General features: G+C 73.2%; 19 protein-coding genes. 9 read left to right on the top strand and 10 right to left on the bottom strand.

The genetic code is table 11. From position 1 onward, the window contains the following. Positions 1-21 precede the first annotated feature (21 nt). From ACZ7GX_RS36285 to ACZ7GX_RS36275, 3 genes are read right to left on the bottom strand one after another with little or no spacing between them, the layout of a single operon-like run. Positions 22-636 carry a nucleoside/nucleotide kinase family protein gene (locus ACZ7GX_RS36285; RefSeq protein ID WP_498783642.1) on the bottom strand — a complete coding sequence of 205 codons (615 nt, stop codon included), beginning with the start codon at positions 634-636 and terminating at the stop codon, positions 22-24. Then, positions 633-1,232 carry a DUF402 domain-containing protein gene (locus tag ACZ7GX_RS36280; RefSeq protein WP_498783641.1) on the bottom strand — a complete coding sequence of 200 codons (600 nt, stop codon included), beginning with the start codon at positions 1,230-1,232 and terminating at the stop codon, positions 633-635. Before ACZ7GX_RS36280 ends, ACZ7GX_RS36285 begins: the two co-directional genes overlap by 4 nt. Before the next feature lie 45 nt (positions 1,233-1,277). Further along, a complete protein-coding gene (locus ACZ7GX_RS36275) occupies positions 1,278-2,690 on the bottom strand; it encodes a GAF domain-containing protein (protein WP_498783639.1) in 1,413 nt (470 codons plus the stop codon). Positions 2,691-2,825: 135 nt separating this feature from the next. On the opposite strand from ACZ7GX_RS36275, the gene ACZ7GX_RS36270 reads away from it, so the two are divergent. After that, positions 2,826-4,136 (top strand): aldehyde dehydrogenase family protein, encoded by a 1,311-nt coding sequence (locus tag ACZ7GX_RS36270; protein ID WP_498783637.1) that lies wholly within the window; start codon positions 2,826-2,828, stop codon positions 4,134-4,136. A gap of 37 nt (positions 4,137-4,173) precedes the next feature. Here ACZ7GX_RS36270 and ACZ7GX_RS36265 read toward each other — a convergent pair whose 3' ends face one another. Continuing rightward, positions 4,174-5,760, bottom strand: coding sequence for a beta-N-acetylhexosaminidase (locus ACZ7GX_RS36265; protein WP_498783635.1), 1,587 nt, complete (start codon positions 5,758-5,760; stop codon positions 4,174-4,176). Between the two features lie 87 nt (positions 5,761-5,847). Beyond that, positions 5,848-7,332 carry a CYTH and CHAD domain-containing protein gene (locus ACZ7GX_RS36260; RefSeq protein WP_498783633.1) on the bottom strand — a complete coding sequence of 495 codons (1,485 nt, stop codon included), beginning with the start codon at positions 7,330-7,332 and terminating at the stop codon, positions 5,848-5,850. Positions 7,333-7,483: 151 nt separating this feature from the next. Between ACZ7GX_RS36260 and ACZ7GX_RS36255 the strand changes: the two genes are divergently transcribed. After that, on the top strand, positions 7,484-8,275 hold the full coding sequence (locus tag ACZ7GX_RS36255) for a hypothetical protein (RefSeq protein ID WP_498783631.1): 792 nt from the start codon (positions 7,484-7,486) through the stop codon (positions 8,273-8,275). Between the two features lie 198 nt (positions 8,276-8,473). Here ACZ7GX_RS36255 and ACZ7GX_RS36250 read toward each other — a convergent pair whose 3' ends face one another. Next, complete coding sequence (locus tag ACZ7GX_RS36250; RefSeq protein WP_498783629.1) at positions 8,474-9,136, bottom strand: HNH endonuclease family protein; 663 nt, start codon at positions 9,134-9,136, stop codon at positions 8,474-8,476. A gap of 72 nt (positions 9,137-9,208) precedes the next feature. Here ACZ7GX_RS36250 and ACZ7GX_RS36245 point away from each other — a divergent pair, with 72 nt between their 5' ends. From ACZ7GX_RS36245 to ACZ7GX_RS36235, 3 genes are all read left to right on the top strand, one after another. Further along, entirely contained in the window at positions 9,209-10,252 is a 1,044-nt protein-coding gene (locus tag ACZ7GX_RS36245; RefSeq protein WP_498783627.1) for a sensor histidine kinase, read from the top strand. Beyond that, the gene (locus tag ACZ7GX_RS36240) at positions 10,249-10,902 is read left to right on the top strand and encodes a response regulator (protein WP_498783625.1); all 654 of its coding nucleotides are present in this window, start codon (positions 10,249-10,251) and stop codon (positions 10,900-10,902) included. Before ACZ7GX_RS36245 ends, ACZ7GX_RS36240 begins: the two co-directional genes overlap by 4 nt. 68 nt (positions 10,903-10,970) lie before the next feature. Next, positions 10,971-11,900, top strand: a complete 930-nt coding sequence (locus ACZ7GX_RS36235; RefSeq protein ID WP_498783623.1) for an AF_0692 family protein — start codon at positions 10,971-10,973, stop codon at positions 11,898-11,900. On the opposite strand, the gene ACZ7GX_RS36230 is transcribed toward ACZ7GX_RS36235, so the two are convergent. Further along, positions 11,884-12,831: a methionyl-tRNA formyltransferase gene (locus ACZ7GX_RS36230; protein ID WP_498783621.1), complete on the bottom strand. Its 948-nt coding sequence runs from the start codon at positions 12,829-12,831 to the stop codon at positions 11,884-11,886. The genes ACZ7GX_RS36235 and ACZ7GX_RS36230 overlap by 17 nt on opposite strands. 73 nt (positions 12,832-12,904) lie before the next feature. Here ACZ7GX_RS36230 and ACZ7GX_RS36225 point away from each other — a divergent pair, with 73 nt between their 5' ends. Continuing rightward, positions 12,905-14,491 carry an amidohydrolase gene (locus tag ACZ7GX_RS36225; protein ID WP_498783619.1) on the top strand — a complete coding sequence of 529 codons (1,587 nt, stop codon included), beginning with the start codon at positions 12,905-12,907 and terminating at the stop codon, positions 14,489-14,491. A gap of 359 nt (positions 14,492-14,850) precedes the next feature. Here ACZ7GX_RS36225 and ACZ7GX_RS36220 read toward each other — a convergent pair whose 3' ends face one another. Then, positions 14,851-15,492: a hypothetical protein gene (locus ACZ7GX_RS36220; protein ID WP_498783616.1), complete on the bottom strand. Its 642-nt coding sequence runs from the start codon at positions 15,490-15,492 to the stop codon at positions 14,851-14,853. A 199-nt stretch (positions 15,493-15,691) separates the two neighbouring features. Between ACZ7GX_RS36220 and ACZ7GX_RS36215 the strand changes: the two genes are divergently transcribed. Beyond that, complete coding sequence (locus tag ACZ7GX_RS36215) at positions 15,692-16,483, top strand: SAM-dependent methyltransferase (RefSeq protein WP_498783614.1); 792 nt, start codon at positions 15,692-15,694, stop codon at positions 16,481-16,483. Between the two features lie 356 nt (positions 16,484-16,839). Beyond that, on the top strand, positions 16,840-18,102 hold the full coding sequence (locus ACZ7GX_RS36210) for a hypothetical protein (protein WP_498783612.1): 1,263 nt from the start codon (positions 16,840-16,842) through the stop codon (positions 18,100-18,102). A 146-nt stretch (positions 18,103-18,248) separates the two neighbouring features. Here the strand turns inward: ACZ7GX_RS36210 and ACZ7GX_RS36205 are convergent, their stop codons facing one another. Continuing rightward, positions 18,249-19,412: a nucleotide disphospho-sugar-binding domain-containing protein gene (locus tag ACZ7GX_RS36205; protein ID WP_498783609.1), complete on the bottom strand. Its 1,164-nt coding sequence runs from the start codon at positions 19,410-19,412 to the stop codon at positions 18,249-18,251. A gap of 10 nt (positions 19,413-19,422) precedes the next feature. Beyond that, on the bottom strand, positions 19,423-19,764 hold the full coding sequence (locus tag ACZ7GX_RS36200; protein WP_498783607.1) for a thioredoxin domain-containing protein: 342 nt from the start codon (positions 19,762-19,764) through the stop codon (positions 19,423-19,425). Between the two features lie 105 nt (positions 19,765-19,869). Here ACZ7GX_RS36200 and ACZ7GX_RS36195 point away from each other — a divergent pair, with 105 nt between their 5' ends. After that, positions 19,870-23,025, top strand: coding sequence for an AfsR/SARP family transcriptional regulator (locus ACZ7GX_RS36195; RefSeq protein WP_498783605.1), 3,156 nt, complete (start codon positions 19,870-19,872; stop codon positions 23,023-23,025). The last annotated feature ends 57 nt before the right edge of the window (positions 23,026-23,082 follow it).

Genomic DNA, 23,082 nt, shown 5'->3' with positions numbered 1-23,082 from the left:
GCCCTCACCTCCCCCTTGATCTCAGTCCACTGTACCCACGAGTGCGGGCCGCGCGGGGTGGTCGTAGCGCACCGTCACATCGGCCCGCGGCTCGTAGGAGGCGTACGCGGGCAGCGTCCAGCGCCACTCCTCGGCCGACTGCCGTTCGAGCGCTCCCGGCGACAGCCACAGGTGCACGGCCAGCTCCGCGGGCAGCCACTTGTCCAGCAACACCGTGCCGTCGAGCAGCAGCACGCCACCCGCCCCGAGCGTCACGTAGTCGGCCCGGTGCGCCCGGTCCGTCGCCGCGTTCCACAACGCCGGCAGCACCCGCCCCGACCCGCCGGGGTCGAGCGGCTCCAGCACCTCGCGCAGCAGCCCGCCCACGTCCAGCCACGAGTCGCGGAACGAGTCGGGGTCCTCGTGCCCGTACTCCAGCCGCACGGACGCCGGCCGCAGGAAGTCCCACGCCGACACCCGCAGCACCGGACGTCCCAGCGCGCGCAGCGGCTCCACCAGGGCGTCCGCCAGTTCACCGGGCTTGGTCGGCGGGGCGCCGTCGACCAGCACCCTGGCCCACGTCGTGCGCGGCAGCGCGTCGATCCGCCCGACCAGCTCGTCCACGAGGGTCTGCGGCGAGAGGGGGACCACCTTCACGGCAGCGGGTCGTCCTGCCAGCCGGCGGGCAGCACGGGCACCGGCCAGTCCGGGTCCGGCTCCCACGCGCCCCACGCCGGGTCCCACCACGTGGCCCCGTCGGTCAGCATCGCCTCGACCTCCTTGGCGGTGCGCTCGATCCGCTCGGCCTCCTCGGCGTCGTACTTGCCGTCGGCGACCATCTCCTCGAACTCGTCGCGGTCCAGCTCGCGCCAGTCGCCGTCGACCGGCACCCAGAAGTCCAGCGCGTGGTCGAGCGTGTCGAAGCCGAGGGCGGTGCGGCGGAACGGCGCCTGGAGGTTCAGGTAGTAGCCCGCGAACCGGCGCTCCTCGCCCTGCCAGTACAGGTCGACCGAGTAGGCGTCACCGGGCCGGTGCAGCTGGAGCTTGCCGATGCCCTTCCAGCGCGTGCGGCCCAGCTCCTGCCAGTGGTGGGTCCGCGGGTGGGGGAAGAAGCCGAACTCGGTGCCCGGCGCGGTGAAGACGACCAGCAGGTCGGGCCCGTCCCGCACCACCCTCGTCGGGGTCACCACCCACGGCTTGCCGTGCAACACCTCGCGGCGCAACGCCACGTCCCCCGGCCGGAAGTACCCCATGGTGGATCAGGCTAGTGCCGGTTCGCGCCGCGTCCGGCGTCGCGGTCACCCCAGCGCCCGCCGCAACCTGGTCGCCGCCACCTCGCGGCGCGGGTCCGTGCGCGGCAGCAGGCGGACCAGCCGTTCCAGCACGGTCAAGTCCTCCGCCACCAGCCCGAACGCCCACAGCGCCTCGACGTCGCCGCGCTCCAGCACGCCCCGCCGCACCGCCGCCGCCAGGTCTTCGCGCTCCTCGCACACCACCGGCGCCTCCGAGCGGGGCAGCAGTTCGCCCCGGTACGCCGCCGCGGCCGTGCCCACGTCACCGGCGTGGAGCGCGTCGCGCACCGCCAGGAAGTCGCCGCGCACGTCCGCCGACAGCCGGTACGGCCTGGTCAGCAGCACTCCGCCGAGCTGGGCGCGCAGCCGGTGCAGTTCGGCGCGCACGGTGGTCGGGTTGCCGCGCTCGCCGTAGAGGTGCAGCGCCAACCGCTCGGCCGTCAGCCCGCGCGGGTGCAGCGCGAGCGCCGTCAGCAGCTCCGCGTGCCGCAACGACAGCGGCAGCGCCCGACCGTCCAGCGACCCCTTCGGATCACCCAGGAACCGCAGCGACAGCACGGGTCTTCGCGTGCCCCGTCGTGGCACCCGGAGCAGATACCCCTCGTCCAACGGCTCCAGGAGCGCTTCCCGTCCATCGGCCAGCCGCACGGTCTCGCCGGTGACGTCCACCCGCGTCTGGAGCAGGCCGTGCGGTTCGGCGGCCAGCACCCGACCGCTCGGGCTCAGCAACGCGCCGGGCTCGCCGCGCAAGCCGATCAGGTGCCGCATGTTCACCGACCGCAGCCGCTCGTCCCGGGTCTCCGACCGCACCCGCAACTGGCCCTCGGCCAACCGGGCCGCGGCGGACACGAGCGCGACCAGCGCCGGGTGCGTGCTGCTCAACGGCCCGCTCACGTCCACCACGCCGATCGTGCGGCCGGTGTCCGGGTCGCGCACCGGGCTCGCCGCGCACGTCCACCCGTGGTAGGTCCGCACCAGGTGCTCGGCGGAGTGCACGGTCACCGGCTTGCCCACCGCCAGCGCCGTGCCCATCGCGTTCGTGCCGATGGCGTCCTCGGCCCAGCACGCGCCCTCGGTCAGCCGCACCCGTTCGGCCAGGAAGCGGACGGCGTTCGCGCCCTCGCACCACAGGATGTTGCCGTCCGCGTCGGTGATGATCATGACGTGCTCGGCCTCGTCGGCGAAGCCCAGCAAGGTCTCGCGCAGCACCGGCATCGCCGCCGCGATCGGGTGCGCGCCGCGCCGGTCGACCACCTCGGCCCGGTCGAGCACCACGGGCGGCTCGTGCCGGTCCGGGTCGACGCGCGCGGCCAGCGACCGCCGCCAGGACTCCAGGATCAGCTCGCGCGCGCCGTGCGCCGGGCCACCGCCCAGCACCGCCTCGTGCACGTGCGCGAGCCGTCGCGGGTCCGGTTGCATGGGCGCCTCCCCGACCAGGATGACCCGCCCGCGCCGGTCGCGGCAAGCGAAACGCTGATCCGTTCGGGTGCAACGCGGTTGCAACGTCGTGCGTCCCACGCTGCTGCCCCACGACCAACGCGAGGAGGGGCGGACATGGCGAGGTACGCGGCGCCGGGTGCGCAGGGCAGCGTGGTGTCGTACCGGGACCGGTACGACCACTTCATCGGGGGCGAGTACGCGCCGCCGGCCGAGGGCGGCTACTTCGCCGACCGCACCCCCGTCACCGGCGAGGTGTTCACCGAGGTGGCCCGGGGCACGGCCGAGGACGTGGACCGGGCGTTGGACGCCGCGCACGGCGCCGCCCGCCGGTGGGGCCGCACGTCGGCCGCCGAACGGGCGAACGTGCTCACCGAGATCGCCGACCGGGTCGAGGACCACCTCGAAGCCCTCGCGGTGGCCGAGACCTGGGAGGGCGGCAAGCCGATCGCCGAGGTGCTGGCCGCCGACCTGCCGTCGGCGGTGGACCACTTCCGCCACTTCGCGGGCGTGGTCAGGGCCCAGGAGGGCGGCATCTCGCGGCCCGGCGAGGGCCTGACGGCCTACCACTTCCCGGAGCCGCTCGGCGTGGTCGGCCAGGTCGTGCCGTGGCACCGGCCGCTGCTCATGGCGGCGGAGAGGCTCGCGCCCGCGCTGGCGGCCGGCAACGCCGTGGTGCTCAAGCCCGCCGAGCAGACCCCCGCGTCGATCCACGTGCTCGTGGGCCTGATCGCCGACCTGCTGCCGCCCGGTGTGGTCAACGTCGTGAACGGGCTCACCCGCGGGCCGTCGGAGACCGGCAGGCACCCGCACGTCTTCTTCGCCGACGTGGCCGCGCACCGCGACGCGTTCTACGACAAGGCGTTGCGGGGCGTCACCACCTTCGCCCTCGACCAGGCGCTGGTGCAGAGCCCGGCCTACGACCGGTTCCTCGCCGACGTCACCGAGCGCACCTCGCAGATCCGACCGGGCCACCCGCTGGACACCGCGACCACGATCGGCGCGCTGACCAGCCGTGAGCAGGTGGACGAGTTCCTGGCGCGCGTCGAGACCGCCCAGCTCGAAGGCGCCCGGCTGATCCGCGGTGGCGAGCGCGCGGAGCTCCCCGGCGAGCTGGCCGGCGGGTACTACGTCACGCCGACGGTCCTGGAGGGCCGGACGTGCCTCGACCAGGCCGACGTCGGCGGCCCGCTCGTGTCGCTGACCAGGTTCGACGACCTCGACGACGCGGTGAAGGCGGCGAACGAGACCACGCGCGGCGTCGGCGCGGGCGTCTGGTCCCGCGACACCGCCGTGGCCGATCGCGTCGCACGGCGGATCCACGCGCGACGCGTGTGGCTGAACACGTTCCGGTCCGACCTCGGCAGCCGCGCCGTGATCGACCACTACCAGCAGACCAAGACCGTCCTGGTGGAGAAGCCGTGGTGAGGGAGGCGGCGCCGGGCCGCCTCCCCCGACCGGGGCACTACCTCCAGGGAACCTGCGGCGACCGGTAGTAGTTCACGCCCATCACGTCCCACCGGTCGGCCTGCGCCGCCAGCCGGACCTTGAACTTCTCCCAGTCGTGCGTCGACCACGGCGACCAGCCCAGCTCCGCGATCGCGGGCAGGCGCGGGAACGCCAGGTACTCCAGGTCGGCCGTGTTCGTGATGGTCTCGCTCCACAGCGGCGCCTCGACGCCGCGCACCGCCTCGGCCGGCAGGCCTTCGAGGTACGCGCCGGGGTTCCAGTCGTACGCGTCCTGCACGTCGGTGTACCCGGCCCAGCTCAACCCGAGCTTGGTGTTCGCGTCGTACTTCATGTCCAGGTACGCCTTGGTCGCGGGCGACAGCACGATCTCGCTGCCGCGCGCGGCGGCTTCGACCATGTCCGGCGCGACCGTCTTGGTGCCCCAGAACTGCGGCACCGCCGACGCGGGCGGGCCCGCCTTCACGAACTCGTGCCAGCCGGTCGCGGTCTTGCCGTGCTTGGCCACCAGCGGCAGGACCTTGTCCATGAACAGGTCGAAGTCCGGGTCGGTGGTGGCGTGGGCCTCGTCGCCGCCGATGTGGAGGTACTCGCCCGGCGTCAACGCGGCCACTTCGCGCAGCACGTCGTCCACGAACCGGTAGGTGATGTCCTTGTCGATGCACAGGGAGCTGAAGCCGACCTCGATGCCGGTGTAGAGCGGCGGCGCGACGCCGTCGCAGTTCAGCTCCGGGTACGACGAGAGCGCGGCGTTGGTGTGGCCCGGCAGGTCGATCTCCGGGATCACCGTGATGTGCCGTGCGGCGGCGTAGGCCACCAGGTCCCGGTACTGCTCCTGGGTGTAGAAGCCGCCGGGACCGCCGCCGACCTCCGTGCTGCCGCCGTGCGCGGTCAGGTTGGGCCAGCTCTTGATCTCCAGCCGCCAGCCCTGGTCGTCGGTCAGGTGCAGGTGCAGCCGGTTGACCTTGTAGAGCGCGATCTGGTCGATGTACCGCTTGACCTCGTCGACGGAGAAGAAGTGCCGGGCCACGTCGAGCATCGCGCCCCGGTGGGCGTAGCGCGGGTGGTCCAGCACCCGGCCGCCGGGCGCGGTCCACGGCCCGGGCTGCCTGGTCTTCGCCTCCACCTTCGCGGGCAGCAGCTGCCGGAACGTCTGCACGCCCGCGAACAGGCCCGCCGCGGTGCGCGCCCGGATCAGCACGCCCCGCTTCGTCACGTCGAGCTGGTAGCCCTCCGCGCCGACGCGGGCGTCCGCGCCGACGAGCAGCAGCGAGATGTGCCGGCCGGACGCGCCGGGCACGACGGGCAGGCGGTAGCCGGTCGACGGGCGCAGGACGCCCGCGAGGAACTCGCCGACCTCCTTCGCGTCGGCCGAGCCCGGGTGGGTGTAGATCCTGGTGTCCGCGCTGAGCGTGAACGTCACGCCCGGCCGCGGGGTGACACTGACGGGAGCGGGCACGATGTGCTGCAACGGCGTCTCCGGAGCTGCTTGGGCGGGAACCGCCGCGCCCACCGCGCCCACGAACAGCAGCGCGACGAGCGCTCGACCGAACCCGCGCCGTCCGGCGCCTTCTGTGAGAAGCACTGACGTCCTCCTGGCCGGCGTGGATCACCGAGCGGCGGCTCACGCCACCGTTTCAGCCGGCCCAGGAGCTGTCAAGGTCCAGACCAATTACCGCAGCTTCGGCTTGCCGAGACGACGCCACGCGGCGGGGAACCGGTCCTCCACCCGTTGCGCCGCGGCCGTCTCCAGACCGTGCAGCAGGCCGAACGTGAAGCCGTTCTCCCCGTCGAGCTGCGCCTTCGCGCCGAGCTCGCGCAGCACCGGCCGCGCCAGCACGCCGTCCTGGTGCTCGCCGAGCAGCTCCTGCACCGCCTTGACCTTCTTGCGGTACTCCTTGGCCCGCTTGCCGATCCGCGGTTCGGACACCTCCACCGCGTACCGCAGCCGCTTGGCCGCCTTGCGCGCCTCGTGCAGCGCGACGTCGTCGTGCGCGCCCTCGGCCCGTTTCGCCAGCCTGCGGTAGGTCCTGTCGACCAGCTCGGGCAGCGCCTTCGCGGCCTTGGCCTGCGCCGCCGGCGTGAACGGCGGTTCGGCGACCAGCGCGTCGACCGCGTCCAGCAGGGCGAAGTACCGCTCGCTGTCCAACGCCGCCACGGCCGCCTCGTGCGCGGCGGCCTCCAACGGCGCGAAGTGCCGGGTGAGCTGGGCGTGCACCGGGCCGAGCACCAACCCGTCGTCGAGCCGGGCCAGGTGATCGGTGAACCGGGTCCGCAGCACCTCCAGGTCACGGGCCTCGCCGAGCACGCCCGCGAGCCACTTCAGCTCGTCGGTCAGCTCACGCGTGTCGTCGCGTTCCACGATCGTGCCGAACGCCTGGAGCGCGCTGCGCATCCGGCGCGTCGCCACCCGCATCTGGTGCACGGCGTCGTCCTCGCCCCGGCGGACCCTGGGGTCCTGGTGCTTCAACGCGTCGGCCTGCTCGCGCAGGTACGCCAGCACCACGTCGCCGGCGGACTTGCCCGACGTGGTCGGCGGCGTGGTGGTGGCGATCCGGTCGGCCAGCAGGCGGCCCAGCTTGGCCGACGAGGTGGACCGGGTGATGCCCGCGTCCGCCAGCCGTGCCTCGACCTGGTCCAGGAGCGCGACGTCTCCGCGTTCGCCCAGCTCGACCTCGATCTCGCGCCACGAGTCGACCGGCGAGCCGTCGGCCAGGGACTGCCCGGAGACCAGGTCCTCGACCACCTCGGTGAGCAGGCGGCCCTTGTCGTCCACGAGCTGCCAGCGCTGCCGGGTGGTCTGGATGCGCGCGACGGGCGACAGCTCGTGGCCGCGCGCGTGCACCTGGACCAACGAGCCGAGCTGCTTGGGCGGGTGCTTGGCCGCGCGGCCGGGCGGCAGCCGCACCTCTTCGCGCGTGTCCACGCCCGCCGGCAGCTTCAGGTGCCAGCCCGCGTCGTCACCGCCCGTGCGCCGGCGCATCGTCAACCCGGCCCGGGCGAGCCTCAGGTCCGCGGTGTCGTAGTAGACCGCTTCCAGGCGTTGTTCCTCGGGTCCCGCCACGGCCGCCACGCCGGGCAGGTCGGTCAGGTCCGGCAGCGCGGCGCCACCGGGGGCCTCGTACTTGCGTTCCGTCTCGTGCACCGACCTCGACATGTACCAGACATACACCGTTTGGTGCGGGTTCAAGCTGGTGTCACGGTGTGTGATCGAACGTTAACCAGGCCGGGGGTTTGTGTCGGCCCGTACGCGTGGTTTTCCGGTTCTGTCCCTGGACGCGGCCGCGCGGTGCGGTTGGCTGGTCCGCGTGCCCACTGAGAAGGAACGGCTCGACGAGGTCGAGCCGACCGTCGCTGATCTCGTCGCCACCACCCAGGCGCTGACGGCCGAGCTCGGTCGGGTGAGCGCGCGCCTGCACGTGCTGGAGCGCAGGCTGTCCGGCGCCGGTTCGGGCCCGGACGAGGACCTCGACTCGACCGAGGGCATCGCCGAGACGGTGAACGCGCTGCGGGCCGCGTGGGACGCCGAGCAGGAGCTGCTGGCCGACTCCGTGCGCGCCGACCTGCAGGCCGAGGTCGCCGAGTACGAGTCGCTGGCGCAGCAGCGGGACGCCGGGCTGGCCAAGCTCTCGACCGGCCGCATGCCGCGCTTCGAGCGCGACGCGTTGCAGCACGAGGTGCAGAACCTGGAGTGGCGGGTCAACGCGCAGGAGGCGGGCGCGCGTGCCGCCTCCCACCGGCTGGCCGCCGACCGGCTGGCCGCCGAGGAGCCGTGGCGCGCGGAGGCCGTCGTGGCGGGGGAGAAGGCGCGCCAGGAGGTCCTGGACATCGCCCGCCGCCGCCTGAACCGAGCCCTGTCCGCCGACACCCGCCTGCCGCTGTGGTTCCGCGTCGGCCTGGGCGAGATCACCACCCCCGACCCCTCCCGCTGGGTCGAGGCCGCCGTCGCCCTGGTCGCCTACCGCCTCGAGTACGGCGTCGCGGACCCGATCTCACCACTGGGCGAGATCCCCTCGGCCACCTCCGGCTTCGCCGCGTGGGTCCGCCGGGCCGAGGCCTACACCGACATCGTCGACCAGCTCGAGTCCCTGCGCCCCTGAAACTCGCGCGACTCCCTGCGTCCCTGAACCCCGCGCGAATCCCTGCGCCCCTGAACCACGCGCAAGTCCCTGCGCCCTTGAACCCCGTGCGAGTTGTCCACAACCGGCCCTCGCCGCCGCCGTCTTGTCGGTCCCTCGTGGCAGGATCGAAACCGGGGATCCCCTGGGCGGGGACCCCTGCGAAGCGTCACCGCACGATTAGCAGGTCTTGAGCATCGCGCCCAACGCGTCGCGCTCCGCCTCGTCCACGGAAAGCGCGTACAGCGTCTTCACCGACACCACGGCCCGCGCGTACGTGCACCAGTAGGTCTGCACCGGGGGCTTCCACTTGGCCGCGTCCTGGTCGCCCTTGGACCGGTTGCTGGCCGCCGTCACCGCGATCAGCTGCAACCCGCCGAGGTCGTTGGCGAACTTCTCCCGCTGCTCGTCGGTCCACTTGTCCGCACCCGAACGCCACGCCTCGGCCAGCGCCACCGTGTGGTCGATGTCGAGCTCGCCCGCGTCGGTCACGACCTTGCCGTCGTAGACGCTGGTCCAGGTCCCCGAGGTGATCTTGCAGCTGTCGCCGACCCGCACGTCCGCGCCCTGCCGCTGCAGCACCACCTCCCGCGTGTCGCACCCGTCGCCCTGGGCGCTCCAGTGCGGGAACCGGTCGCGGCTGTAACCCGTCATCTTCCCCTCGGGCGCCAAGGTCAACGCCGCCAACTGCGCCGCCGGGTCGTCGCCGGGCGAAGCCGGACCCGTCGGCACCGGGGCGGTGGTGGGGGTGTTCGGCGTCAGGATGTCGCTGCCGCAGCCGGCGATGATCACGAGGAGCGCCAGGACACCGCTGACAACCGCTGTCGACCGCTTGCCGCTCATGCACCCCATGATCAGCGATGATCGCGCCGAGCGGAACACCGGGGCCGAAATCGTCCGGAATAATCCCGAACCGTGCGCCGCATTCGACAGTCGTTCGACGTGTTCGTGCCGGCCTCGGTCGCGGTGCTCGTCGCGTTCATGGTCGTCGGGACGTCCACCTCCACCACCGCGATCACGGTGTCCGCCGCGCTGGTCGCGGTCGTGTCCGGTGTCGCGCTGTGGTGGCGACGTCGCAATCCCGTGCCGGTCATGGGCATCGCGCTGGTCGGCGGCCTGGTCGTGCAGCTGGTCGCGCCGATGACGGTCTTCCCGCTCGCCGCGCTCGTCGCCATGGGCTCGCTGGCCGCCGCACGCGCACCGAAGTTCTCCTTGCCCGCCTTGGTCCTGCTGCTCGGCGTGATCTCGCTGAACTTCCGCACCACGACCCCCGAGGACACGCAGTTCGTGCTGGCCGTCGCCGTGGTCGTCGCGGCGGTGGGCGAAGCCGTGCGCAGTCGGCGGGTCGCGCTGGCACAAGCGGCGCAACGCGCGGTCGGTGAGGAGCAGGCCCGGATCGCCCGCGAGCTGCACGACGTCATCGCGCACGGCGTCTCGGTGATCGTGGTGCAGGCCGCGGCGGCGGACGACGTGTTCGACCGACGCCCCGACCGCGCCAGGGAGGCGTTGCGCTCGATCGACGCGACGGGCCGGGCGACGCTCGAGGAGTTGCGCAAGCTCCTCGGCGCCGTGCGGCCGGAGGAACGCCCGGGCCTGGACCGGCTGGCCGACCTCGTGGAGCCGTTGCGCGCCGCCGGCCTGCACGTCGAGGTGACCCGGGAACCCGTGCCGCTGCCCGCCGGTGTGGACCTGTCGGCCTACCGGATCGTGCAGGAAGCCCTGACGAACACCCTCCGCCACGCCCGCGCGAGCCGCGCGGAAGTGCTGGTGCGCAACGATTCCGGCGTGCTCGAACTGGAAGTGCGCGACGACGGCCGGGGCGGCGTGCCCGCGTTCGGGCGCGGCATCACCGGGATGCGCGAACGCGCCGCGCTCCTCGGCGGCACGGTCGACGCGGGCCCGTTGCCCGACGGTGGTTTCCGCGTGCACGCCCGCCTGCCGCTGGCGGTGACCGCGTGATCCGCGTCCTCATCGCCGACGACCAGGCGTTGGTGCGCGGCGGTTTCCGCATGATCCTGGAGGCTCGCGACGACCTCGACGTCGTCGGCGAGGCGGCGGACGGCGTCGAAGCGGTGGACCTCACCGCCTCCCTGAACCCGGACGTCGTCCTGATGGACGTCCGGATGCCCACCGTGGACGGTCTGGAAGCGACCCGCCGCATCGTCACCTCCGGCAGTCCCGCCCGCGTCCTGGTCCTCACCACCTACGACGTGGACGACTCCGTCTACGCGGCCTTGCGCGCCGGCGCGAGCGGCTTCCTGCTCAAGGACGTGCGGCCGGCGGAACTGGTCGAAGCCGTCCGCGTGATCGCACGCGGCGACGCCCTCCTCGCACCGTCCGTGACCCGCCGCCTGCTGGACCGCTTCGTGGACACCTTCCCGGCGCCGTCCCCACGTGCGCTGGACGCGTTGACCAGCCGTGAGGTCGAGGTGCTCCGCCTGGTCTCACTGGCGCTCTCGAACGCCGAGATCGCCGAGCACCTCGTCCTCACCGAGGCCACGATCAAGACGCACGTGTCCGCGATCCTGCGCAAGCTGGGCCTCCGCGACCGCGTCCAAGCCGTCGTCCTGGCCTACGAAGTAGGACTCGTCCGCCCGCGCTCAGCCTAAGGACGGAGCCCGGACACCGATCTCAGGCCCGATGTGCCGGGCCAGGGCCGCTCCTAGCGTTGCCTGGCATGTCCCGCAACCTCCGCGCCGCCCTGATCCTGTTCCTCCTCGCGCCCTTGATCGGCGAGTACGTCCTGGGCAACCTCCCGGTGGCCGAGATCGGCGCGCTGATCGTCCTCGCGCCGATGTACGGCGGGGGAGCGCTGCTGATCCGCGAGGTCGTCCGGCGCACGGGTCGGGGCTGGCCGACCATCCTCGTCCTCGGCTTGGCCTACGGTGTGCTGGAAGCAGGACTGCTGGACCAGTCGCTGTTCAACCCGGCGTTCGAGGAGTACGAGTTCCAGGCCGTCACCCCGATCCCGGCGCTGGGGATCAGCGCGCTGAACGGCTACTCGTTCGTCGTCGGCCACGCCGTCTGGAGCATCGGCGTGCCGATCGCCCTGGTCGAGTCACTGGCCTGGCGACGACGCAGCACTCCGTGGCTCGGCCGGAAGGGCTTGATCGTCCTCGCGCTCGTCTTCGTCACCGGCTCCGCGCTCGTCTTCCGGATCCTCCTCGTCCAGGAGGACTTCATGGCCACGCCGGCTCAACGCCTCGGCGCCGCCGTCACCGTCCTGGCACTGATCGCCATCGCCTTCCTGATCCGGCCGCGCGCCACCACCGACCGACGCGCGCCCCGCCCGGGACCACTCGGCATCGGCGCGTTCCTGGTGTCCTCGATCTTCGTCGCCGTGCCCGAGGACTGGACCGGCTTCGGCCTCAAGGTCGCCCTCACGGTCCTCGCCGCCACCGCCTTGACCTGGTGGGGCCGGAGCACGACCTGGGGCGCCGCCCACCGGTACGCGGTGGCGGCCGGCGCCCTGGTCACCTACACGTGGGTCGGCTGGGTCCTGGTGGAGAAGTCCCCGGGACCCCTCATCGCCCACGCCGTCCTGATCGTCCTCACCTGGGCGTTCCTGTTCGTCGTGCGCCAGGCCTCGCTCAGGGTCGACTCGTGAGGTACCCGCCCATGTGCGTGAAGTACTCCGTCGCGCCCAGCTCGACGCCGTCCTCCGTCCGCACCCGCTTGACCAGCAGGGCGTGGTTGCGGCCGCGTCGGGCCTCCGCGCCCGCGACGATCGCGACACCGTCGCCCTCGCGGTAGAAGATCCGACCGGGCGTGCCGCCGTAGCGCTCCTTGGACACCTCGGCCTCCACGATCTCCAGCCGCTTGCCCTTGTGGAACGCGAACGCGCTCGGGTACGGCGCGCACTGCGCCCGCACCAGCCGGTCCAGCTCCTCCGCGCCCCACGTCCAGTCGATGCGCAGGTCCTCCTCCGCGCGCTTGTGGAAGAAGCTGGCCTTCGACCGGTCCTGCTTGGTGAAGTCCGTGCGGCCCTTGGCGATCTCGGCCAGGCCGTCCACGGTGATCGGCCCGAACAGCTCCAGCGTCTTGTGGAACAGGTCCGCCGTCGTGTCGCGCGGGCCGACGGGGACGGCGCGCTGGAGCACGATGTCGCCAGCGTCCAGGGTGTCGTCCATCAGGTGCGCGGTGACGCCGACCTCCTTCTCGCCGTTGATCAGGGCCCAGATCAACGGCGAGAAGCCCGCGTAGGCGGGGAGCAGCGAGTCGTGCACGTTCAGCGTGCCGTGCTTGGGGAGGGTGAAGATGTGCGGCGGGATCCACGTGCGCCAGTTCGTGGCGACGATGACGTCCGGCTCGACCTCCTTGAGGCGCTGGAACAGCTCGTCGTCGTCCGGCCGGTTGCGGATGATCGTCTCGACGCCGTGCTCGGCGGCCAGGTCCGCGACCGAGTCGCTCCAGATGCGCTCGTAGGCGTGGTCGCTCTTGGGGTGCGTGACGACCAGCACCACCTCGTGCTCGGAGTCCAGCAGTGCCTGGAGCGTGCGGTGACCCCAGGTCTGGTAACCGAACATGACGACCCGCATGGAGCTCCTCCTTGGATAGGCTCGCCTAAGTTACCCAACCCTAACCTAAGTGCTCGTGGGCTAGCCTTTGCGGGTGATCCTTGACCTCAAGGTGGTTGGCGGGCAGGTCGTGACCATGGACCCGGCCCGGCCGGTGGCGTCGGTGATCGGGGTCTGGGCGGGGAGGGTCGTCGGCCTGGACGACGACGTCGCGGACCTGCCCGCGCGCCGCGTGGTCGACCTCGACGGCGCGGTCGTGCTGCCGGGTTTCGTGGACGCCCACAACCACCTCGCGTGGGCCGGACGTGCGGCGAGGACCCCGGACGTCTCCTCCTGCAAGACCGTCGCCCAGGTCTTGGAAGTCCTGCGCGGCGCACCGCGCGCCTCGGGCTGGGTCGAGGCGGCGGGCTACGACCACCGCGCCCTCGACCGCCCGCTGACCTCGCGCGACCTGGACCTGATCGGGCCGCGCGTCTACGTGCAGGACCTGTCCGGCCACGCCTGCGTCGTCAGCGGCGACGTGCTCGCCGTGCTCCCCGCCTCGGCCTTGCGCGACGCCCAACGTGACGAGGCCGGCAACCCGACCGGCTTCCTCGCCGAAGCCGCCCAGACCGCCGTGCGCGCTCTACGGCTCCCGTACTCGTTGGACGACATCGCCGCCGACGTCGAGTCCGGGGCGAACCAGTGCCTCCGGGAAGGCGTGGTCCTGGCCGCCGAAGCCGGCGTGGGCGGCGGCCTGATCGGCAGCAGCCCGTTGGAGGTCGAGGCCTACCAACGCGCCACCCTGCCCATCCGCATCCAACTGATGATCTCCGCCGACCGCCTGGAACCAGTGGTCGCCCACGCCGACGACGGCATCCGCCGCGCCGTGCCCCTGGGCCTGCGAACCGGCCTGGGCGACGACCGCCTCTCCATCGGCCCGCTCAAGCTGTGGACCGACGGCGGCATGATGGCCCGCACGGCCGCGTTGACCTGGCCGTACGAAGGCATGGCGACATCGGGCCAACTGCAGGACGACCCGGACCTCATGCGTGCCGCGATCATCGACGGCCACAAAGCCGGCTGGCAACTGGCGGTCCACGCCATCGGCGACCGCGCCGTCGACTTCGCCTTGGACGCCCTCTCCGAAGCCCTGCAAACCACACCCCGCCCGGACGCCCGACACCGAATCGAGCACTGCGGCCTGGTCCGACCCGAGCAACTGGCCCGCATCGCCGAACTGGACGTCATCCCGGTGATCCAGCCGACCTTCCTGTGGGCCTACGGCGACGACTACGCCAAGATCATGGGCCCCGAACGCTCACCCTGGATGTACCGGGGCAAGTCCTTCCTCGACCACGGAATCCCCCTGGCCGGCAGCTCGGACCGCCCGGTGGCCGACGGCAAACCACTGCGCGCCATCCAGTTCATGGCCGAACGAAGGTCCAGGGAAGGCAACCCCATCGGCCCGGACGAAGCCATCACCGTCCACCAAGCGCTCTCCGCCTACACCATCGGCGCCGCTTACGCGTGCCGCCAGGAAAACGCCCTCGGCACCATCGCCCCGGGCAAGCTGGCCGACTTCGCCATCCTCGAATCCAACCCCCTGACCAGCGACATCTCCAAGATCGGCGACATCGCGATCGCCGCCACCGTCATCGGCGGCCACTTCACCCACAACCCCGCCACCTTCCCCGCCTAACCCCCACCGCACCACACGGACCCTCAGCGCACCCACCGAGTCCACCTTCCCCGCCTAGCCCCCACAACGAACCCGCACACCCGCACCGAGACCACCCGACCCACCCACCCACAACGGACCCGGAACCACCCCACCTAGGCCCGATTTGACATGGGTTCGGGTGCCATAGGCTGGTCGAAGCCGGGCAGGCTTGGCGGACGCTCTTCCCGCCAGGCCTGCCCGGCTTTGGCCTGCCTGGGGTGCCCGTAAGGGCCCCATGTCAAATCGAGCCGAACGAGACCACCACCGCCCCGCCCAAACCCAACCCACACAACCCAGCCAACCGGCCCCACCCCACCCAAGCCGCTAGCCGCTAGCCGCTAAGCGCTCATCCTCCAATGCACCACGTACCCAGCCGCCTCCGCCGCGATCAACGCGTCCAACTTGGCCAGGTTCGTCCGCCGGGACATCCGGAACGCCCGCCCCCGCCGCGCGTCCAACACCAACGGCACGACCTCCGGCGTCGCGCCCGGCAACGTGTCGGGCATCGCCTGCTGCAGGATCCGCAACCCGATGTTGGCCGCCTCCTGCGTCATCGGCGTCTCCTTGACGTACACCAACACCGCGGCTCGCGACCCGTCCGGCATCCGCAACCCCAAGTGCGGCCGGACCCGCAACGCCAGGTCACCCGTCCGCCACTTGGCCGCCGACGTGGGCACACCGGTCGCCCTGGTCGACCGCAACCACGGCAGGAACCCCTCCCGCAGCTCCTCGTACGCCCGAGGCTGCCCGGCCCGAGGCTGTCGGTGCGCCGCCTCGACCGCCTTGTCCAACTCCGCGGCCGGGTCGGGCGAGTTGGCCGCCCGCCTCATGGCGTCCCGCATCGGGTTGTAGAACCCGGCCACCCACTGCTCGGACGACAGGTAGATGCGCCGCTGCTCGGACACGATGCTGATCCGGCCACGCTGACCGCTCATGACGTACTCGGTGAAGGACAGGGCGGTGACGCTGATCGGCTCCACGACAAGCTCCCCTCGCACGCGCTCGAACTCGTGTTCGATTCTACCGAGGGGGTCCGACAATCCGGGGCCCGCGAACGGGGTATCCGCAGGTAGCACGCGATCGGCCTAGTCTCGAAGGCACGCCCACCACCCGACCCACACCACTCGACCGCCCACACCCACCGCCGCCTAAGCTGCCGGCCGGGGGAAGGAGCAATCCGTGGGTGAACGACCGGACATCGACCTGACCAGGCCGAGCGCGGCCCGGGTGTACGACTACTACCTCGGCGGCGCGCACAACTTCGCCGTCGACCGCGAGATGGCCGAGCAGGCGATCTCGATGTGGCCGGAGCTGCCGCTGATCATGCAGGCCAACCGGGCGTTCCTGCGCCGCGCCGTCCAGTTCTGCGTGAGCACGGGCGTGACCCAGTTCCTCGACCTCGGCTCCGGCATCCCGACCGTGGGCAACGTCCACGAGGTCGCCCGCGACGCCGACCCCACCGCACGCGTGGTCTACGTCGACAACGACCCGATCGCCGTGACCTACAGCCGCACGATCCTCGGCGACGACCCGCGGACCACCGTCGTCCAGGAAGACCTCCGCCACCCGGACGAGGTGCTCGCCGACCCGGTGGTCGCCCGCACGCTCGACTTCGACCAGCCGATCGCGGTGATGATGGTCGCGGTGCTGCACTTCGTCCAGGACGACCCGGCGAAGATCATCTCCGCCTACCGGGACGCCGTGCCGCCGGGCAGCTACCTGGTCATCTCGCACGCCACGCACGACGGCCAGGACACCCAGGCCGACGACCACACCGACCTGTACCGACGGCGCACCGCCACTCCGATGACCATGCGCTCCAAGCCCGAGGTCGAGGCGTTGTTCGAGGGCTACGAGCTGGTCGAGCCGGGCGTCGTGCACCTCCCGCTGTGGCGTCCTGCCTCGCCGGAAGACGTCGGCGAGCACCCGGAGCGCTTCGCTGGCCTCGCCGCCGTGGGCCGCAAGCTCTGACACCCGACACACAACGACACCCCCACACGACACCCCGACACGACGACACCCCGCCACCCCGACGCCCCCACAACCCGAACCCGACGAGTTCGCACCTTCGAGTGATCGAGCCCCACCGGCCATCACCGCTGTTGTAGTTTTGTGACCTGGCAGGTGCGGCTGCCACCGAGGCTCCTCCTGACCCGGATGGAGTGGGTGCCTCCAGAGCGCGTTCCCACGAGAACGTGTCCCGCGTGTCCGCCTCTTCCCCGGGGTTCGACGCCAGTGCGTTCGCGCGTCTGCGTGTTCGAGCAGTCGCGTGTTCACGCGTGGTCGAGCCCGTGGCGTCGACCGGGTGGCGTCCGCGGAGGTTCCTCGTGTCCACAAGCTCCCTGGCCAAGCGCTACTGGTGCACCGGCGAGACACCGAACATGGTGCGCAGGCAACGCGGCGGCGCCCAGCCCGACTCCCTCGTGCCCAGCGCCTGCCTGCCGGGCCAACGCCGGTTCGAGGCGTCGCTCCTGGCGGCGGCCAACCGCGCGATGGCGGGCATGCGCCGGCGTGGCGACTCCCTGCGGCCGACGGCCCTGGTGAGCCGCGTGCGGCCGGACGCGAAGGTGCTCGGCCTGCGGGTCCACGACGCCGCGCTGGACCAACTCCTGACCGAGGCCCTCCCGGTCGTCGCCGGCGACCGGGTCCGCGGCGTGCCCGGCCTGCGCGCGCACCCGCGGCGCAACCACCTCGACCTGCGTTCACCGGACGGCGAAGTGCGCCTCCTCGGCGTGACGCGGGAGCGCTGGCGTCGAGCCGTCGCCACCGGCCTGCCGGTCGACCTGGCCCTGACCGACCACCTCGACCCCCGCGAGGCCCAACCACCACCCGACGTGCCCGCCGACCTGATGAGCGGCGTGCTCCGCCGGCTGCCGCTGTGGCGCGGCGCCGCCTGGCTGGACGGCGTCGTCGTAGGCGACGTCCTGGAGCTGTACTGGCGAGGCGGCCCGCCGAGCGAGTCGGTCGCCGCGATCCTGGCCGGTCCCACGTGCGGCATCCCCGCGTCGGCGGCCGTCCCGTACCGCTTCCGCAACGCCGTGCGCGGCGTGGCCCTGTCCGCCGCCGACGCGCGAGCCGCGGCGAAGCCGGCCGAACCGGAGTGGGCGTGGGTCGGGTGGACCGCCGCCACCGCACCCGGCCCCGCCGTGGCCGAACGCGCGGTGCGCCCCACCGTCCACCCGCGCCCCGACCTGCCCGACGTGTGGGAGCAGCACGACATGCGGGAGGCGTTGGCGTTGCGCGACATCACCACCGTCTACCGGCTCCTGACGCACCACGGCGTGCCGCGCGACCGGATCGCCGCGCTGACCGGCCAACCGGACCACGACGTCGACCGGATCCTCTCCGGCGCCAAGGTCGAGTCCTACGACACCCTGACCGACATCGCCAACGGCCTCGGCATCCCACCGGGCTACATGGGCTTGGCGCACGACGAACCGACCGACCCCGAATCCCCGTGCGACTGCGCGAACTTGGACGAACGCGCGAAACGCGACCGCTTCCTCGCCCACGCCGCCCTCGTGACCGTCGGAACCACCACGACCTGGGGCTGCCAAGCCACCAGCTGCCGCTCCGCCCGCCCCGTCTGACCCCCACCCCACCTGACCCCACCACACCTGCCCCCACCGCGGACCTGAGCGGGTGACCGCAACCCCCAGCGTCCACGTCTGCGGGATCCTGACCAGACTGGACATCATTCAACCCGCGCGACCACCAACCATCCGATCGGAACTGATCAAGCCTCGGAATGCCGGCCGGTGCCGATCAGGAAGCCGGAGTCGGACCGCCTCGGGCGGGGCGCGCCGGCGACCAGCGCCGCCAGGTCGGCCACCACGCGGGCCGGGCTGGGTTGCCCGCCGATCTCCGCGGCCACCGCCTCCGCCGCCGTCCGGTAGGCGCGGGTCGCGAGGAGTTCGGCGCAGGTGTCGGCGATCGCGGCGGGGGTGAGGTCGGTGGACAGGCTCATGCCCGCGCCCGCGCGGACCACCGCGTCGGCGTTGTCCAACTGGTCGTCGAACTGCGGTAGGACCAGTTGGGGACAGCCCGCCTCCAGGGCGGTCAGCGACGTGCCCTGGCCGCCGTGGTGGATGACGGCGTCGCAGGCGGCTGCGGCTTGGGCCAAGGGGATGTGGCCCGCGTGGAGGACGGCGTCCGGAAGGGACGACCAGGTCGCGGCGACGTCGTCGGCCACCGCGACGACGAGCTCGAAACCGTGGCCCGCCAATCGTTCCAGGGTCCCGGCCACCAAATCCGGCACACCCGCCGCACCCAGGCGCGGCACCACGGTGCCCAGGGTCAGGCAGACCCGGGGGCGCGAGCGCGGGCGCAGCGCCCAGTCCGGCACGCGCGCGTCGCCGTTGTACGACACGTGGCGCAGGCTGCTGTGCCCACGTGCGTGCTCCAACCGCAGGCTCGGCGGCCACGGGTCGAGCACCAGGTCGGGCTCGGGGAGCGGGCCGAGCCGCGCCGCCGCGGCCTCGCGGTACTCGGTCAGCTCGGCCACTCCCCAGCGCAGTTCGACCAGGGGCACCCCGTGGGCCGCGGCGGCGACCGGGCCCGCGGCTTCGGCGCGCTCGCTCACCACGACGTCCGGCCGCCAGGAGCGCACCAGCTCCGCCGTGCCGTCCAGGCCGCTCTCCGCGATCCGGGCGAACACCCGGCCGTGGGCCGACCGCCGCCGGGCGTGGGTGTCGGACACCGCGTCGGCGGCGCCCAAAGCCACGAAGTCCGCGGGCGGACCGCACGGCACCGCCGGCAGACCGGCGCGCACGATCACCGGCACGAAGTGCTCGGCGGTCGCGACCAGCACCTCGTGACCCGCCGCCCGGCACGCCCAGGCGAGCGGCACGAGGGTGAAGAAGTGCCCGGACAAACCCACGCTCGTGAAAAGGATGCGCATGCGCGGGCCCTTATGCGGAACGCCGCAGACGATTAGCGGCGGCGACACGCGCGGCCGCTGCCTCGGCGCGGCGATCCGGGTGGCGGCCGACCGCGACGTGCGCCACCGAATCCGCCGCGTCGATTCCGGCCGCCCCGCGCCACCACACCCGGGTGAACGGCAGGTTGACAGAAGCTGTCGGCACCGCCGTCCCATCGAGGTCGGCGCCCGTCAAATCGGCCGGCGTCACGGGGGACATCTCGTCGCCCACGGCGGTGAACTCCCGCGCCCGATCGCCCGCTCCGTTTTCCGGGTCGAGCGGTGTCGCCGGGAGGCCTCGTAATGTCGTCGCACCGACGTGCTCGTGGCTCATCGCGGCAAATTCCTCCGACTCGGATCGGTGGTTTCGGCAACCCCATCCTGTTTCCCCGGCGGATCGCGCCGCATCTCCCGGCGTGCGAAGCGTTATCGTGCTCACGTGCGGTTCGACGTGCTCGGTCCACTGGCCGTCTGGACGGATGCGGGCGCGCCGGTAGCGGTGCCCGGCGTGAAGGTGCGCGCACTGCTGGCCGACCTCGTCGCGCACCGCGGCGAGCTGATCCCGACCGCGCGCCTCATCGACGACCTGTGGGGCGAGGCGCTGCCGGGCAACCCGCAGTCGGCGTTGCAGGTCAAGGTCTCCCAGCTGCGCAAAGCGCTCGCCGACGCCGAGCCAGGCGCCCGCGCCCTGGTCGTCTCCCGGCCGCCGGGCTACCTGCTCGACGTGCCGCCGGGGTGCACCGACGTCGGCCGGTTCCACGCCCTCACCGCGCGTGCCGCCGCGGCCGACCCGGCGACCAGGGCGGCCCTGCTGGCCGAGGCGCTCCAGCTGTGGCGCGGCCCGGCGCTGGCGGACTTCGCCGACGAGCCGTTCGCCCGGCCGGTCACCGCGCGGCTGGAGGAGGACCGCCTGACGGCGGTGGAGCTGTGGGTCGAGGCGCGGCTGGAGCTGGGCGAGCACACCGGGCTGGTGGCCGAGCTGGAAGACCTGGTCGCCCGGTACCCGCTGCGCGAGCGCCTGCGCGCGGCGCACGTGCGAGCCCTCTACGGCGCGGGCAGGCAGAGCGCGGCGCTGGCCAGCTACGGCGAGCTGCGCGAACGGCTGGCCGACGAGCTGGGCCTCGATCCCAGCGCCGGGCTGACGGCGCTGCACCAAGCCGTCCTCACCCGGGATCCCGCGCTGGACGCGGCGGTGCCCGCGCCGCGCGGCAACCTGCCCGCCCAGCTGAGCGACCTGGTCGGCCGGGACGACGACCTGGACGGGGTGCGGTCGGCCCTCGGCGCGGCGCGGCTGGTCACGCTCACCGGCCCCGGCGGGGTCGGCAAGACCCGCCTCGCGGTGGAGACGGCCGCCCGGCTCACCGCGGCGTACCCGGACGGCGTGTGGCTCGTGGAGCTGGCGCCGCTGACCGCCGCCACGCCCGAACCGCTGGTGGAGGCGGTGACCGCGGCGCTGGGGCTGCGCGACGACGCGGCCGTGGGGCAGCCGTTGGACCCGGTCGCGCGGCTGGCGGACGCGTTGCGCGCCAGGGAACTGCTGCTCGTGCTGGACAACTGCGAGCACGTCGTCGAGCCCGCCGCCGAGCTGGTGGACCGGTTGCTGCGAGCCGCGCCCCGGCTGCGGGTCCTGGCGACCAGCCAGGAGCCGCTCGGCCTCGCGGGCGAGGTCCGGTGGGACGTGGCGCCGCTCGACCGCGCGGGCGCCGTCGAGCTGTTCGTCGCGCGGGCGGCGGCGGCCTCGCCCGGGTTCCGGCTCGACGACGACAACGCCGGGGACGTCGCCGTGCTGTGCCGTCGGCTCGACGGCATCCCCCTCGCGCTGGAACTGGCGGCCAACCGGGTGCGGGCGCTCGGCGTGTCCGGCCTGGTGGAGCGGCTCGACGACCGGTTCCGGCTGCTCGCCACCGGCTACCGGGGCGCCGCTCCCCGGCAGCGGACCCTGCGGGCGATGATCGACTGGAGCTGGGACCTGCTCTCGGGTCCCGAGCGCGCGGTCCTGCGCAGGCTCGCCCGCCACGGTGAGAGCGCGACGCTCGAAGCCGCCGAGGCCGTGTGCGCGGGCGGCGAGGTGACCGCGGCCGACGTCCTCGACCTCCTGACGCGGCTGGTGGACCGGTCTCTGGTGGTGCCGGTCGAGGCGCGCGGCCCGCGGTACCGGCTGCTGGAGTCGGTCGCCGCGTACTGCCTGGACCAGCCGGGGGAGCCGGGCGAAGCGGACGCGGTGCGCCTGAGGCACCGCGAGTACTACTTGGGGCTGGCCGAACGGGCGGAGCCGCACCTGCGCGCGGGCGACCAGCGGCGCTGGCTGGAGCGGTTGGACCGGGAATCGGCGAACCTGCGCGCGGCGTTCGACGGGGCCGTCCGCGACGGCGACCGGGACACGGCGCTGCGGCTGGCGACCGCGTTGGCCTGGTACTGGTGCCTGCGTGGCCGGTTCGCCGAGGCACGCCGGTCCCTCGACGCCGCGGCGGGCTCCGGCGGGGCCCCTCCGCTGGTGGCGGCGGCGCTGGCGTGGCGCACCGGGATCGCGATCCTGCAGGGCGACAGCACCGACCGGACGGCGCGGATCGCCCGGGTCGTGGAGCTGTTCGAGCGGATCCCCGAGGGCCGGGCCAGGGCGTTCTGGTTCCTCGACTACGCGGTGTCGCGCACCGGGGACGTCGCCGCGGAGGGGGACCTGGTCAACCGCGCGCTCGCCGAGTTCGAGGCGGCGGGCGACCGCTGGGGCACGGCCGCGGCGCTGAGCACCCGGGCCGGCCAGGCGCTCGCCCGCGGCGACCTGGCCACGCTCGACCGCGACGGCAGGCGGAGCGCGGCGCTGTTCGCCGAGGTGGGGGACCGGTGGGGGCAGTCGAGGGCGTCCGCGGCGCTGGCCGCGCTCGCCGAGATCGGCGGCGACTACGCGCGCGCGGCGCGGCTGCACCAGGAGGGGCTGCGGGCGGCCGAGCAGCTCGGGCTGTGGCCGGAGGTCGTCGACCGGCTCAACGGCCTCGGCCGGGTGGCGCTGCTGACCGGCGACTTCGCGACCGCGCGGGAGTCGCACGGGCGGGCGCTGCGGATGGCGGCCGAGCAGAACGCGAAGACCGCCGAGGTGAGCGCGGAACTCGGCCTGGCGCTGGGCGCGCGCCGCGAGGGCGACCTAGACGGCGCCGAGGTCCGGCTGTGCCGCCTGCTGGAGTGGAGCCGGGGCTCGGACTTCGCCGAGGGGGTCGGGCACGCGCTGGTGGTGGCCGAGCTGGGGTTCGTCGCCGAACTCCGCGGCGACCCGGCCGAGGCGGCGGCCCACCACCTGACGGGCCTGGGGATCGCGCGGAAGTCGGGCGACCCCCGCGCGGTGGCGCTGGCGCTGGAGGGCATGGCGGGCGCCGTGACGCTCGCCGGGCGGGCCGAGGCCGGTGCGCTCCTGCTGGGCGCGGCGACCGCGGCCCGGGAATCGGTCGGCGCCCCGCTCCCGCCCGCCGAACGGGGTGACTACGACCGGGTGTCCGCCCGGCTCGAAGGGGCCCTCGACCCCGCCGCGCTCGCCGCGGCGCTGTCCCGCGGCGCGACCCTGACCGCCCGGGAGATCGACGAGGTCCTCGCCCCGACCGGGTGAGTCCCGGGCGGGACACGACACCGCGAACGGGGCGGTGCCGCGAGCAGGCACCGCCCC

The sequence above is a fragment of the Actinosynnema sp. NPDC037264 genome, from assembly GCF_055603705.1.
The sequence above is the reverse complement of the archived record's forward strand: the minus strand, read 5'-3'. Positions and strand labels throughout refer to the sequence as shown.